Source organism: Nocardiopsis alkaliphila YIM 80379 (assembly GCF_000341005.1).
Classification (GTDB): Bacteria; Actinomycetota; Actinomycetes; order Streptosporangiales; family Streptosporangiaceae; genus Nocardiopsis; species Nocardiopsis alkaliphila.
The window spans coordinates 15,803-29,419 of record NZ_ANBD01000112.1; the positions used below are offsets into that span (position 1 = coordinate 15,803).

Genomic DNA, 13,617 nt, shown 5'->3' on the forward strand with positions numbered 1-13,617 from the left:
CGCCGTTAGGCTCCACCGCTATGACCGGCAGACCAAAACCGTGCTCCTCGCGCGAACACCGAAGGCGGGACCTGGTCGCCGCACTGTCGTCACCGACCGGAGCCCGCCGGGCACACCTGGTGGAGGGCCCCGGAGGCATCGGGAAGAGTCACCTGCTCCGCGAGTTGGCAAAGGAGCTGCCGGCCGCCGGTCTGTCACCCGTGCTCATCTGCGGTTCCACCATCGGTGCGGACATCCCTTTGGGGGCGTTCGCCGGAGTGGGGGATCGGTCTGTGTCGCGGATGGCCGGGGAGGCCTCACCCGCGGCTCGACTGATCTCGTACTTCGCCCAACGACGGTCCTCGGCGACCCTGCTGGTGGACAACGTCGACGCGCTGGACCCGGCTTCGTTGTTCACCGTGGCCCACCTGATCCGGAGTACGCACCTGCGCGCGGTGGTCGCCACCCGGCGCCTCACCGAAGCTCCCGAGGCGATCCGTGAACTCTATGATCACGGCAGCCTGGTCGCGCACACGTTGCCCCCGCTCTCGGAGACGGAGTCGGTGGAAATGGCCGAGCGGGTCCTGGGCGGGCGTCTCACCCCGGGAGCCGCAGCGGTGCTCGCCGCCCGAGCCGAAGGCAACCCCCTGCACCTTCGGGAGCTCGTGCGAGGTTCCCTGGCCGAGGAAACCTTGGTGCGAACCCCGCATGGGTGGGAACTGAACGGTCCCCTACACCCCACGGGTCGACTGACGCAGTTGATCGGTTCCCACCTGCACACCTTGCCCGCGCATGACCTGGCGCTGGCTTCGATCCTCGGCGCGGCGGGGACCCTGCCGGCCTCGGCCCTGGATCCTTACGAGTGGGACCGTCTCCTCCAGGAGAGGGTCGTGGAGGAAACCGATGGGTGGCTGCGCCTGGCCCACCCCCTCTACGACGAGGCGTTGCGGGCCCGCTTCCCCGACCCTCATCGGCGAAGGCACCGTGAACGGGCCGCCGAGTTACTCGCGTTTGCGGCGAAGTCGGCCTCCGGCGCGCTATCCGACGACCTGAGTCGGCGGTCGGTGATCTTGGCCGTGGAGTGCGGGGATCCCGTTCCCACCGACGCGGCCGTGGCGACCGCCGAACACGCTCACGCCCTCATGCGGCACGAGCTCGCCCTGCGGATCGCCACGCGCGTGTTGGAGAGCGCACCCGGGAACGTTCGGGCCTTGAGCGTGGCCGGACGGAGCGCTTCGGCGCTGGGCGAGCTCGCCCTCGCCGAGCGTCATCTGGACCGCGCCCTGGAGTGCGCGCGAACCGATTCGCAGATCTCGGCGGCGGCTCGAGCCAAGGCCCACCACCTGGGCACACGTCGCCATCGGGCGCTCGATGCCGCACACCTTCTCCAAGAGGTACTGGAGCGCGTCGATGAGCCTGTCGAGACCGTTCGAGTGGAACACGATCTCTTCCAATGGCGGATGGTCGGGGGCCTGCACGCGGTCACGGCCCCACCGGACACGGCGGTCCAAGAGGCCGCCTACGCCCATGCCCTGGTGATCACCGTGATGGCCACGGTGATCACGGGCCCCCTGGATGAGGTGGAGCGGCTCCTGCGGCGGTTGGAGGAGGTACTGCCCAGGCACCGGGAACAGATTCCGGCGGCGGAACAGATGATGCGCCTGGCCGGAGCCATGGCCTCGTCCTACACCGGAGACGTCATCGCCACCCGCGGCGCATTGGAGCGGGAGATCCGCTCCAGCCTCCTGGAGAACCCACAGATGCGCGGCACGTGGGAGTACGCGCTCGGTCTCACCGAACTCCTCGCCGACGACGTCGATCGGGCGCATGCTCTGGCCGAAGCGGCGGTCGCTCACCTCAGGTGGCGTGATCCCATGGGTCTGTCGCCCGCCGCGTACGCCTTGGCCTCGGCCACCTCCACCGCCGTGGGCAGGCCGGTCGAGGCCGAGGGGTACCGGAGCGAGATCGCCGAGACGAGTCTGGCCGATCCCAAGGTCAGGATGCAGCTGACCTGGGCGCGGGCGTGGCGTGAACGGGCATCGGGCAGAACGCAGGAGGCCGCGGTGACCTTGGCGGAGGGCGTGCGGTACCTGCTCGACGCTCGACACGTGTTCCTGGCGGGGATGTTGGCGCACTGCGCCGTGCGGCTCGGGCATCCTGAGCCGGTGGCCAAGCCGGTGGAGGAGGTCGCCGAGCTCGCGGGTGGTGGTCTCGCCGTCTTCATCCAGGAGCACTTGGAGGCGGTGGAACGCCACGACCGGGAAGGGCTGGCGGACCTGTTCGCGCGCGCGAGCGATCTGGGCATGCGCGCCACCGCCGCGGACACCGCGCTGACGTTGGCCCGTTGGTCCCTGGCCGAAGGGGACCGCAAGGGCGCGCACCTGTGGAACGCGCGCGCCGCTCGGATCGGGCGGGGGCCGGCGCTGTGGTCGGCCGTGCCCGACCGTTCCACGCTGCTCACCCGCAGGGAGTCCGAGGTGGCCTTCTTGGCGGCGCGTCGATTGACGTCGAAGGAGATCGCGCACCGGCTCGGTAGTTCCCCCAACACGGTCAACAACCAGCTCGCCGCCGTGTATCGCAAGCTGGGTGTGCGTGACAGGGCCGAACTGCGTGGGATCCTGTTTCCTGAGGGGGAACCTTCCGCTCCGACCTGAGTCCACTCGCTCACGCGGCGGGCGGTGGGGACGCGTGGATCGTCCCCACCGCGATCGACCTTCGGTGGCCGAGCCGCACGGCGTGCGTTCGGGAGTCATCGAGGTATCCGCTGCGGTGGAGCCCTCGGGGCCGTGGCCCGTCGATGCGAGGTACACGACTGGCGGAATACATACACCCGGGGGTATGTTGTGGCTCGCAGGGCGGAAGGAGAACAGATGAAGCCTGAAATGGTGGGCGACGCCATCACCCGACTCAAGCGGGCCCAGGGACAACTCGCCGGGGTCATCTCCATGATGGAGGAAGGGGAGGATTGCGCCGCCGTCCTCCAGCAGTTGGCCGCGGTCTCCCGTGCGCTGGACCGGGCCGGGTTCAAGGTCGTCGCGAGCGGTATGCGGCACTGCAACGCCGCCCGTGACCGGGGCGAGGAGCCCGAGCTCACCGAGGAGGAGTTGGAGAAGCTCTTCCTGGCCCTGGCCTAGCGCTCCCTGTCGGACCGGATCCCCTCTCGTCTTCGATGAGGGTGCATCCACGAGATCCGGATACTCCCCCTGGTATGCGGGGGAGAGCGGACCACCCGATCCTTTTCCCGCACCCTCGGGGCCCTGTCTGTCTTCTCGATACCCCCCGGAGTATCGAGCCGGTTGCAAAGAAGGAGTCACATGAGCCACAACACCCTCGAAGTCAACGCCGTGCGCGGCTTGGTCGAAACCGACCCGCACACCCTGCTGGTGGACGTGCGCACCCCCGCCGAATACGAGAGCTCCCACATCCCCGGGGCGATCAACCTGCCGCTGGGGCGGGTGGACGCCCACCTGGAGCGCATCGTCACCGACGCCGGAGGGCGCCTGGTCCTGGTCTGCCAGTCCGGTAACCGGGCCCGTCAGTGCCAGGAGAAGCTGGCCGGCGCGGGCCTGCGGGACACGGCCGTGATGAGCGGCGGAATGAACGCCTGGGAGGCCCAAGGTGCCCCCGTGGAGCGCGGGCGCCAGCGATGGGCCCTGGAGCGCCAGGTCCGGCTGGTGGCCGGCGGCCTCGTCCTCACCTCCGTGTTGGCCTCGCTGCTGTGGCCCCCGGCGGTGGCGGTGGCCGGGTTCGTCGGAGCCGGGCTCGTCTTCGCCGCCGTCACCGATACCTGCGCCATGGGCATGGCCCTGACCCGACTGCCCTACAACCAACCCGACAATCACGTCGACATCGAGGACTCCCTCGCCCGTATCACCAGCCGAAGCTGACCCCGAGTCCGCAAACGAAGCAAGGTCGCACTCTGCTCGCCAGATACTCCCCGGGGTATAGGCGGAGAAGTGCGCAAAGGAGAACACCATGCTGTTGGAACGCATCTACGACAACGACCTCGCTCAGGCTGGTTACTTCATCGGCTGCCAGTCCAAGGGAGAGGCCGTCGTGGTCGACGCCCGTCGTGACATCGGCGGCTACCTCGACCTGGCCCGCGAGCACGACATGCGCATCGTGGCCGTGACCGAGACCCACATCCACGCCGACTACCTCTCCGGTACCCGCGAACTGGCCGCGGCCACGGGAGCCGAGGTGTACGTCTCCGGTGAGGGCGGCCAGGACTGGCAGTACGGTTTCGACGCCCAGCGGCTCTACGACGGTGACGCCATCACCATCGGAAACATCACCGTTCAAGCCCGCCACACTCCGGGGCACACGCCCGAACACCTGTCGTTCCTCATCACCGATGGGGCCTTCAGCCAGGACCCGGGATACATGCTCTCCGGCGACTTCGTCTTCGCCGGTGACCTGGGCCGTCCCGACCTGCTGGACGAAGCGGCCGGAGGGGTCGACACCCGGTTCGAGGGGGCACGGCAGCTGTTCACGAGTCTTCGTGATGCCTTCCTGGCCCTGCCCGACCACGTCCAGGTCTTCCCCGGGCACGGCGCGGGCAGTGCCTGCGGCAAGGCTCTGGGCGCACTTCCCTCCACCACGGTCGGATACGAGCGCCTCAACGCCTGGTGGGGGCCCTACCTGCGGGAGAACGACCAGGAGGGCTTCGTCAAGGAGTTGCTCGACGGTCAGCCCGACGCCCACGCCTACTTCGCGCGGATGAAGCGCCAGAACAAGGAGGGGCCGCGTGTTCTGGGCCCCCTGTCCCCGCTGCCCGAACTGTCGGGGCAGGAGATCGTCGAGTCCCTGGACAAGGACGAGATCGTCTTCGTCGACACCCGGTCCCACGGCGAGGTGCACCAAGGGACCGTGGCCGGATCCTTGAACGTCCCCGGACCGGCCAAGGCCGCGAGCTTCGGCGCCTGGGCCTACGACCCTGAGAGTGAAGACCGCCCCCTGGTGCTGTTGGCACCGGACGCGGACACCGCCCAGGAGGTGCGCGACCACTTGATGCGCGTGGGCATCGACCACGTGGCCGGCTACACCACCACCGTGGAGGGCCTGCCCACGATCGTGCCGCCGCGTCTGACCTCGGCGGAACTGGAAGGGGTCGGCGCCGAGCTGATCCTGGACGTGCGCAACAAGGGCGAACACGCCGACGGACACATCCCGGGTTCTCGCCAACTCAGCGCCGGCCGGGTCCTGTGGAACCTCGACGAACTGCCCACCGAAGGCACCATCGTGAGCTACTGCCAGAGCGGAACCCGCGGTTCCGTGGCGGCGAGCGCGCTGCGCCGCGCCGGATACGACGTCGTCGAACTCGAGGGTGGCTACGCGGACTGGGCGGCCGGGATCGCCGACTCCGGCCGCGGAGAAGAGTAGGGCATGGAGTTCTCACTCATCCTCACCGTGGGCCTCGCCGTTCTGGTGGGGCTCACGCTGGGGCTCCTCGGTGGTGGTGGTTCCATCCTGATGGTCCCGCTGCTGACCTACGTGGCCGGTATGGAACCCCGGGAGGCCATCGCCACCTCCTTGTTCGTCGTCGGCGTCACCTCACTGACCGGTGTGGTCACGCACGCGCGTGCGGGTAACGTCCGGTGGCGCACCGGGTTGGTCTTCGGGGCGGCGGGCATGGTGGGCGCCTTCCTCGGTGGCCTGTTGGGCGGTCACCTCCCGGGCACCCTGTTGATGGTCGCCTTCGCCCTCATGATGGTCGCCACCGCCGTGGCCATGATGCGAGCGAAGAAGAAGCCGGCGGCCGGGACGAAGGAGGGGCGGGACGCGATCGACCTGCGACGGGCCGTACTCGATGGCCTGGTCGTCGGGGCGGTCACCGGCCTGGTCGGCGCGGGTGGTGGTTTCCTGGTCGTGCCCGCCTTGGCGCTGCTCGGTGGTCTGGCCATGCCGGCCGCGGTGGGAACCTCGCTGCTGGTGATCGCGATGAAGTCCTTCGCGGGACTCACCGGTTACATGGCGAGCGTGAGCCTGGACTGGCCGATGGTGCTCATGATCACCGGAGCGGCCGTCGCCGGATCGCTTCTCGGTGCGCTTTTGACCTCGCACGTTCCCGAGGCGGTCCTGCGTCAGGGTTTCGGTGTCTTCGTGTTGGCCATGGGTGTCCTGGTGCTCGCCTTGGAGCTGCCTTCGCCGTTCGGTCCGGCCTTGGCCGTCATCGGGGCCGCCCTGGCGGGCCTGGTCCTGCTGTGCCGTCTACTCGTCGAACATTGTCCACTCAGACCCTTGCGCACGCAGAGTCGAGGGTAGGAGTCGAACCGGTCCGGGCCCGAGGGAAACGATTCCCCCGGGCCCGGACCATGTTCCACGGGCGTGGATCAGAGCGGATCCAGGCGGGCCTTGAGCAGGCAGAACTCATTGCCCTCGGGGTCGGCCAGGACGTGCCACTGCTCCTGCCCCGTCTGGCCGATCTCGGCCGGGCGCGCACCCAGCCTCAACAGACGTTCGAGTTCGGCGTCCTGATCACGGTCGGTGGCGTTGACGTCGATGTGCAGCCGGGACTTGCCCGGCTCCGGCTGCTCCCGGTAGCTGAGGATGATTGTCGGTTGCGGACCCCCGAACCCTTCGCGTGGCCCGATCTCCAGTGAGCCGTCGTCCATCCGGTCGAGCACGACGAAGTCCAAGACCTCACACCAGAACCGCGACAGCGCCTCGGGGTCGCGACAACCGAGTACGAGTTCGCTGATTCGACACGCCATGGACGAGAACCGGCCTTTCATCGCAGGAAGAGGACTTCCGTGACGATAGCGGGTGCAGTAGGCGGCTGCGAGGGGTTTTCACTCCCCTGGTCGCTCCGAGGTCCCCTCCTTCGAGGAGCGGTCGAACTCGGCCAGGGAGGGGAAGACGGCGGTATCGATCTCGCGAGTGGCGGCGTATTGGCCGATGGCCAGCTCGAAGAGCGTGCGGCGGTAGCGCCACTTGCGGTGCTGGGCGGGCCCGGATCCGGATTCCGGTCGGGTACGGGAGAGGAAGAAGAAGCACTTGGCCAGCAGAAAGTCGCCCTGGTAGGGGCTCAGGTCCATGCCCACGCACTCCTGGGCCACCTCGTCCATGGCCTTGAGGTAATGGGAGCGCTGCTCGGGGGTGAAGGCGTAACCCATCTTCCCGCCCTTGAAGGCGGCGATGTCGAGCATGGCGCACACGTCCGAACCCAGGGGCGCCAAGGCGTGGTGTTGCCAGTCGATCACGGAGTCGGGAAAGGCGTTGGGCAACCCGTAGTCCAAGTGACCGTGGCACAGGGGGAGCCGGTGGAGCCGTTCGACGGCGGAGTCCAGGAGCCCTCGAACCTCCTCGGTGTCCAGGTCCGGGTTCTGTGAGAAGACCTCGTCGACGAACCCGGCCCGCCACAGCCACTCTCGTGTCCCCGCCTTCGTGTTCTCGAACGGGTGGGCGGCCTGGGCGCGCAACAACGTGGAGGAGATCCGCACGGCGGTGTCGATGAGCGTGTCCTGGACCCTGCCGTCCCCCTTCGCGGCCTGCTCCACCGCCAGTTCGTGGAGACTGCGCGCACCGACCTCGGGTTCGGTGAAGTAGTGCTCTTCCTCGGCGAACCCGACCTCGTCGGGGCGGGGGACCGGAAAGCCGAGATCGGCCAGCAGGCGCTGGTGATGGCCTTCCGTTTCCACCTCGGGGCCACCGGTCCGCTTGTAGAGGCCTTGGGAGGGTGAGTACCAGACGGCGCCCACGTCGGCCGTGTTCCTGGACGTGACCGGTTTCCAGTCGGACAAGAGTCCTGGTCCCTTCCTCGGGGTCTTCCATCGACTTCCCTGCCTACCCGTTCAGGTCCGGGTAGACCACGAACACGCCGATGCGGTGTCTCCCCTTTTTCGCGACCATGGGGCGGGGCCGACGAGGACCTATGAAGACACCGAGGGCGGCCCACCTGCGAAGGTGGGCCGCCGCGATTCAGGAAGGAGCCGAGACCGGCACCCGGTCGGCGACCAGGACGAAGAAGAGGAAACCGAGGAACCGGGTGCGTCCGTTCAGGTGCGGGGGCAACAGCTCCGGTGGGGTATCGGCCGCGACGGGGGGTTCGTCGATGGTCGCGATACGGAAACCGGCCTCGGTGAAGGAGGCGACCATCGCGTGCAGGGGCCGGTGCCAGAACGTCAGGACGGCTTTTTTCCGTTGGAAGTCGAACTCCTGCGACCATGGGGCGATGGCGAAGTAGTCGGCGTCGGGGTTGGCCAGTTTGTGGGTCGTGGGGTGGTTGACCGACACGATCAGGCGGCCACCGTGCTTGAGCACCCGACGCAACTCGCGAAGTGGCCCCTCCCAGTCCTGGAGGTAGTGCAGCGCGAGCGATGACACGACGTCGTCGAACTCCCCGTCGGCGAACGGGAGTCTCTCACCGAGGTCGAGGACGCGCAGATCGGCGTTGCGCCCGAGTCGTTCCCTGGCCAGGGCGATCATTTCCGCGCTGGAGTCGATCCCGGTCACCGTGGCGCCTCGCTCTTGGAGCGCCGCGAACAGTGGGCCGGAGCCACAGCCGGCGTCGAGTACCCGGTGGCCGTGGACCTGGCCGGCCAGAGCCAGCATCGCGGGACGTTCGTAGTGGTGGTTCAAAAGGTTGGCTTCGTTGTCGGCCGAGTATGACTCGGCGAAGTCGTCGTAATCGGTCGCTCTCACGCGGGCCTCATCGTCTGGTGGGGGCGGTCCTACGTCCCGGGCTGGAGACGTGGTCCGGACCGACGGTAGCGGTTCGGGGGCGCGTCCCCAAGGAGTCTTCGAGGGGGCGGGCCTTGGCGTGAGGGGAGGGTTCTGCAAACGAGTCCTCCATCGTGAACGGTGTTCACCCGAACCATGTGCGTCGTTTCCACCGCGATGCGCAAGGGGGCGTTGGGGCGGGGCCGCCCATGGAGGCGGCCACGGGCGGCCACTCCACTCCTGGTCGCCTTCACCCTCGGGAGACCTCGGGCAGTCTGCCGCCGGCCACCACGCCGAGAAGCCCCAGGAGGGCCAGGAAGAGCAGTGCCCACACCACGCCCACGAGCGCCAGCAACGAACTGACGCCGCCGACCACGAGCAGGATGAGCCCCATCGCCGAATTCGACACCGCCACGTAGGTGGTGCGTCGGTCCCCCTCGGCCATGTCGACGACGTAGGTCTTGCGCCCCACCCGCACGCCGGTGTGCGTCAGGGTCAGTAAGAAGTAGCACAGGACGAACAAAGCGGAACCCCACGCGGTCTCACCGGTGAAACCGGGCAGGGACACGACCAGCACCAACACCAGGATGATGGCCGAGGCGGCCGCGGCCCCGAACGCCATCAGCCTGCGGCTCGACCGGTCGGCGAGTCGGCCGAAGATGCGCCCGCCCACCATCGCGGCCACCCCGGAGGCGATGACGTACCCGCCCAGCCCCGCCAGGCCGGTGGTCCCCGACCCGGTGGCCAGGGTGACCACGAAGGGCGGGCTCAGCGCCGATACCAAGAGGAGACCGCGCACGGAGACGAAGTGGCGAAAGGAACGGTCCTCGCGCAGGAGCCGCCAGGTCTGGAGGAACCACTCGTTCCACCGCGCGGGTTCGTCGCCGGAGGGACCTGAGGAGGCATCTTCGTCGGCCGTCTCCCGGACCGTGGCGTAGATCAGCGCGACACCGACCCACAGCACGGCGCCGCCGCCCAACACCCAGGCGAGTTGACCGGCGGCCAGGTCCTGGCCGCCGAACAGGCGGATCCCCAGCCCCAGGGTGATGGCCACGACGCCGGCCGCGGTGGTGGCCAATCCGTTGATCTGACCCCGTTGCCCACCGGGCACGGTACGGCCCTGCACGTCCTTGGAGGAGACCGAGCACAGGCACCGGCCCAGTGAGAACACCGCCAGGGCCACCACGATGACCACACCGGCGGTGAGCCCGTGGCCGAGTGCCGCCGTAGCCGCCATCACCGCCACCGCCAGCGACTGGACGGCGGCTCCGCAGACGAAGACCCACTTGCGATACCGGGCCCGCAGAATCAACGGGGTCAGCAGCGCCTGTGGCAACATCGACCCGGACTCACGGATGGGGACGAGCAACCCGACCAAGGCGGCGGGCACACCCAGGGCGTGGAACAACCACGGCAGAACGGTCGAGGCGTTGACCGCCTGGTCACCGGAGGACTGCAGAGCACTGGCCGAGACCAGGCGTAGACCGTTGTACGCGACGTTCTCTCGGACCTGGGCGGGCTGCTCCGCCTCCACCTCCCGGTTGCGCCTGACCAGTGCGGAGTAGATTCTCTCGGTCGGATCCATGGTCTCAAGCTAGAGGGCCGAAGCGTCGTGTGGCGGGCGCGCGCCCCGTCGTGTCGGGTGGTCCTTGTCGCTTTGGAGCACGGGGGCGGATACTGGTTCCCATGGCCATCATCTACAACGCGACCCTCACACCCGACAAACCGACTCTGCTCGGGACCTGGCTGGACGGCCGGTCCTGGGCGGGGGAAGGGACCGACCAGATCCTGGGCGCGTACAGGTTCGACGACCCCGAGGGACAGGTGGGGGTGGAGGTGTTCCTGCTCCGCCGTGGGGACAAGTTGCTCCACGTCCCGCTGACCTATAGGAGCGCTCCCCTTCCCGGCCACGAGGAACACCTCGTCGGCACCTTGGAACACTCCGTCCTGGGACCCCGCTGGGCCTATGACGGAACCGAGGACGAGGTGGCCCTGGCCTGTTTCCGGCGAGCCCTGACCGGTGAACAGCAACAGGCCGAACTGGAGATCTGGGAGGCCGGCATGTTCCTGGGGAAAAGGCCGCAACAAGTATTGATCTCCACCGAATCCGGTGCCGAGGACGGCGATGGCTCGACCGAAGGCGGCCGGTTGCTGCTTCCGCATGTCTTGGACGAGGAGCCTCAGGGGAAACGGCGGCTGCGTGCCCGTTGGGAGGACCAGGAGATGGTGGTCGCGGCGCTGACCTGAGACCCTTGCGGGCGGCTCCCTTGGTGACCAGACCGGGGCCGCCCGGTCTCGATCAACGAGGTCGGGGCGTTCCAACGCGCTCAGGGACTGGTCACCGACGACCAGGTGATTCCCCTCACCCGGCCGTGTCCGGTCCACGCACTCGACCAGGGTTGGGCCGCGAGGACGCTCAGCGGGGGTCGGGCACCACTCGGAGCGCCGGCCGTTCCCAGCGACCGGCCTCTGCCTGGCCCGAGCCGTTCTGAGCGGTGAAGGACAGGCCGAACATCAGGGAGTTGAGTTCCGAGAGCGGAAGACACAACTCGTGGGCCACCCTGCTCGGAGTGTGACCGCGTTGACGCAACAGTGTGAAGACCTTTGGCAGGATCTGAGAGGTCTCCCGACGGATACCGTCGGGCTCGGCGGAACGGTATCCCATCTCGGCCAGCCGTCGGCACGTGGCCCGGTATTGCCAGTCGGTGAGCAGGTCCACTTCGTGCAACCGGTGGGTCAGGGCCATCGCCGACACCCGCCAGATGCTCTTGGCCTTGAGGATCTGATCCACTTGGGCGCCGGCGGGCATACGTGCCACCACGTCGGCGCGTGGCATCAGGAAGGCACCGGCGAACCGGTTGGCCTCCCGTTCGGCCTCCGGGCCGCTCAGGGGGCGATCGTGGCCGTGCATGACCAGGTGACCGAGCTCGTGCGCGGCGTCGAAACGTCCACGCTCCCCGCTCTTGGCGGTGTTGAGGAACACGTAGGGCACCGCGTCACGCCAGAAACTGAAGGCGTCGACCTCCTGGTGTTCGTTGTCCAGGGAGAAGACCCGAACGCCGTGGGCCTCCAACAGGTGCACCATGTTCGGGGTCGCGGTCTCACCGAGCGTCCACAGGGAGCGCACCATCTCCGCGGCGGATTCGGGTGAGGGCTTGCCGTAGGTGGGCACCGAGGCCTCGGGCAGGGCGAAGTGGGCGCCGAGCCAGTCGTTGAACTCCACGGCCAGGGCCGCCTGGGACCTGACGGCCTTTTGCTTACGCATCGAGGTCTTGGTCCGGGCCCGGAACGCCACCGCTTCGGAAGGCACCTCGTCGACCTCCTCACAGGTGAAGAAGGCGGGAGGAAAGTTCAGGGCGCCGGCGATCCTGTGCAGGGTCTCCTGGGTGGGTGTGACGTGCGCGTTCTCGTAGTTCGACAGGCTCTGTTGGGATATCCCGGCCATGCGCGCCAACCGTGCCAGGGTGAGCGCCCTGCGCTCCCGTGCCAGGCGGATGCGTGACGGCGTGACCATCGTTCGTACTGCCCTGTCGTCGCTCGTGGCCCGGTGGGCGGATGCCGCCACGGGCCTGGTCGTTGTCAGCGGACATCGACCTGGATGTCGATGTCCTCCGGTCCCTCCTCGTCGCTCGGGAGGATCACGGGGCCGAACGTCACCGGAGGAAGGGTGATGCGTTGGTGCCAACCGGTGATGTGGCCTCTGGTGTCCGGAGGATGGGGGAGGGAGAGCTCACTCTGCCAGAGAACAGTACCGTCTTGGCCGTTCGCCTCGCGATGCACCAGAAGGATCCACACCATCACGTCCGCGAGGTCGCTCAACTCCTCGGTGTCGGGGGCGGCGGCCGGATGCGGCACCAGTTCGGGGAACAGCGATGGTTGCTCGTGCTCCTCCCCATGGGAGAGCAGTAGCCGTCCGTTGGGTCCGCGAGGGTTCCTGGTCCTGGGCGTCGCGTCCGGGACACCGGTGCGGTGATTTCCGGTCAGGGTCTGGATGGCGATGGTCCGCTCGGGATTGATCGTGAGCTCGATCTGGAGCAGACGGGCGTTGTTCCAGCCGTGGTGGACCTTCTGTCCTGAGCGCAGGGCGGCGAGCCGTTCCCGATACGCGTACTGGGCCGGGGCGTCCTCGCCGTGGTCCTTGGTGACGTTGCGCCATCCGGCCTCGCCTCGGCGGATGGCCCTTTCCAGGATCGACCATGAGGTCCCCAGCTGGTCCAGGTGACGGTCGCGTTCGGGTAGATCATGTGCGGCGATGAGCAAGAGACACCTCTGGAAGCCGTCGAGTTGAAGAAATGCTACCTCGATCGTGGTCGAATTTCTTCAAGTCGGGTGGTGTCGGGCGAAGCCCGGTCGACTCCATGTTGCGCCGCGCCACGGACAATCCACGGACGGTGCATCAGTGAGGGCGTTGTCATCCCTCTTGGGTGGTATGTCGGATCTACGTTGGAAAGGTGGGAGTTGAAAGCGTTCGCGAATTCGATGCACGCGCTACCGATGTCCCACACGCATCCGATAACGCGTAGGGGAGTCCCCGTAGGCCTGGTGGAACAACCGACTGAAATGGGCCGGGTCGGTGAAACCGCACTCGAGGGCCACCTCGGTGACGCTCACTCCGGCGGTGCTCGACAGCAGCCGGCGAGCGTGCTCCAGTCGTCGCGTCCGGATGTAGGCGGCGACCGGGCCGACCCGTTCGGAGAACAGGGTGTACAGGCGGCGACGGGAAACCCCCACGACCGCGGCGACGTAGGCAGGGTCCAGATTCGGGTCGGCGAGCCGGTGATCGATGATCTCCTTGGCGCGCGCCAGGAGTTCGTCCCCGGCCTGGCCGCGCTCGGCACGGACCGGGGGAGTGTCACGGATGAGCGTGGTGATCGTCTCCAGCGTCTGATCCAGCCGGGTCGGATCGGCCCGACCTGCGGCCAGCGCCGACAGTTCGTGCCGCACGGCCCCCACCCCCGGCCCGGTCAGGCGGGGGGC

Annotated in this window: 13 protein-coding genes; 6 read left to right on the forward strand and 7 right to left on the reverse strand. The window is 68.1% G+C overall.

Annotated features, from left to right (window positions below):
- Positions 1 to 20 precede the first annotated feature (20 nt).
- The 5 genes from D472_RS0116305 (at position 21) to D472_RS0116325 (ending at position 6,243) form a co-directional block, all read left to right on the forward strand.
- On the forward strand, positions 21 to 2,633 hold the full coding sequence (locus tag D472_RS0116305) for a helix-turn-helix domain-containing protein (RefSeq protein WP_017605545.1): 2,613 nt from the start codon (positions 21 to 23) through the stop codon (positions 2,631 to 2,633).
- 228 nt (positions 2,634 to 2,861) lie between these two features.
- Positions 2,862 to 3,113, forward strand: coding sequence for a metal-sensitive transcriptional regulator (locus tag D472_RS0116310; RefSeq protein WP_017605546.1), 252 nt, complete (start codon positions 2,862 to 2,864; stop codon positions 3,111 to 3,113).
- Between the two features lie 180 nt (positions 3,114 to 3,293).
- Positions 3,294 to 3,866 (forward strand): rhodanese-like domain-containing protein, encoded by a 573-nt coding sequence (locus D472_RS0116315; protein WP_017605547.1) that lies wholly within the window; start codon positions 3,294 to 3,296, stop codon positions 3,864 to 3,866.
- 88 nt (positions 3,867 to 3,954) lie between these two features.
- A complete protein-coding gene (locus D472_RS0116320; RefSeq protein WP_017605548.1) occupies positions 3,955 to 5,361 on the forward strand; it encodes an MBL fold metallo-hydrolase in 1,407 nt (468 codons plus the stop codon).
- 3 nt (positions 5,362 to 5,364) lie between these two features.
- On the forward strand, positions 5,365 to 6,243 hold the full coding sequence (locus D472_RS0116325; RefSeq protein ID WP_017605549.1) for a sulfite exporter TauE/SafE family protein: 879 nt from the start codon (positions 5,365 to 5,367) through the stop codon (positions 6,241 to 6,243).
- A 68-nt stretch (positions 6,244 to 6,311) separates the two neighbouring features.
- On the opposite strand, the gene D472_RS0116330 is transcribed toward D472_RS0116325, so the two are convergent.
- From D472_RS0116330 to D472_RS0116345, 4 genes are all read right to left on the reverse strand, one after another.
- Positions 6,312 to 6,692: a VOC family protein gene (locus D472_RS0116330; protein WP_026117755.1), complete on the reverse strand. Its 381-nt coding sequence runs from the start codon at positions 6,690 to 6,692 to the stop codon at positions 6,312 to 6,314.
- Positions 6,693 to 6,770: 78 nt separating this feature from the next.
- Positions 6,771 to 7,721, reverse strand: coding sequence for a hypothetical protein (locus D472_RS0116335; RefSeq protein ID WP_017605551.1), 951 nt, complete (start codon positions 7,719 to 7,721; stop codon positions 6,771 to 6,773).
- A gap of 178 nt (positions 7,722 to 7,899) precedes the next feature.
- Entirely contained in the window at positions 7,900 to 8,622 is a 723-nt protein-coding gene (locus tag D472_RS0116340) for a class I SAM-dependent methyltransferase (RefSeq protein WP_017605552.1), read from the reverse strand.
- Between the two features lie 268 nt (positions 8,623 to 8,890).
- Positions 8,891 to 10,225, reverse strand: coding sequence for an MFS transporter (locus D472_RS0116345; RefSeq protein ID WP_017605553.1), 1,335 nt, complete (start codon positions 10,223 to 10,225; stop codon positions 8,891 to 8,893).
- Between the two features lie 101 nt (positions 10,226 to 10,326).
- Between D472_RS0116345 and D472_RS0116350 the strand changes: the two genes are divergently transcribed.
- A complete protein-coding gene (locus D472_RS0116350) occupies positions 10,327 to 10,887 on the forward strand; it encodes a maltokinase N-terminal cap-like domain-containing protein (RefSeq protein WP_017605554.1) in 561 nt (186 codons plus the stop codon).
- 169 nt (positions 10,888 to 11,056) lie between these two features.
- On the opposite strand, the gene D472_RS0116355 is transcribed toward D472_RS0116350, so the two are convergent.
- The 3 genes from D472_RS0116355 to D472_RS0116365 all read right to left on the reverse strand — a co-directional run.
- Positions 11,057 to 12,154 (reverse strand): helix-turn-helix domain-containing protein, encoded by a 1,098-nt coding sequence (locus tag D472_RS0116355; RefSeq protein ID WP_017605555.1) that lies wholly within the window; start codon positions 12,152 to 12,154, stop codon positions 11,057 to 11,059.
- 65 nt (positions 12,155 to 12,219) lie between these two features.
- The gene (locus D472_RS0116360) at positions 12,220 to 12,900 is read right to left on the reverse strand and encodes a hypothetical protein (RefSeq protein WP_017605556.1); all 681 of its coding nucleotides are present in this window, start codon (positions 12,898 to 12,900) and stop codon (positions 12,220 to 12,222) included.
- Positions 12,901 to 13,128: 228 nt separating this feature from the next.
- Positions 13,129 to 13,617, reverse strand: a 489-nt coding sequence (locus tag D472_RS0116365; protein ID WP_017605557.1) for a helix-turn-helix domain-containing protein, incomplete at its 5' end; no start/stop codon positions are given.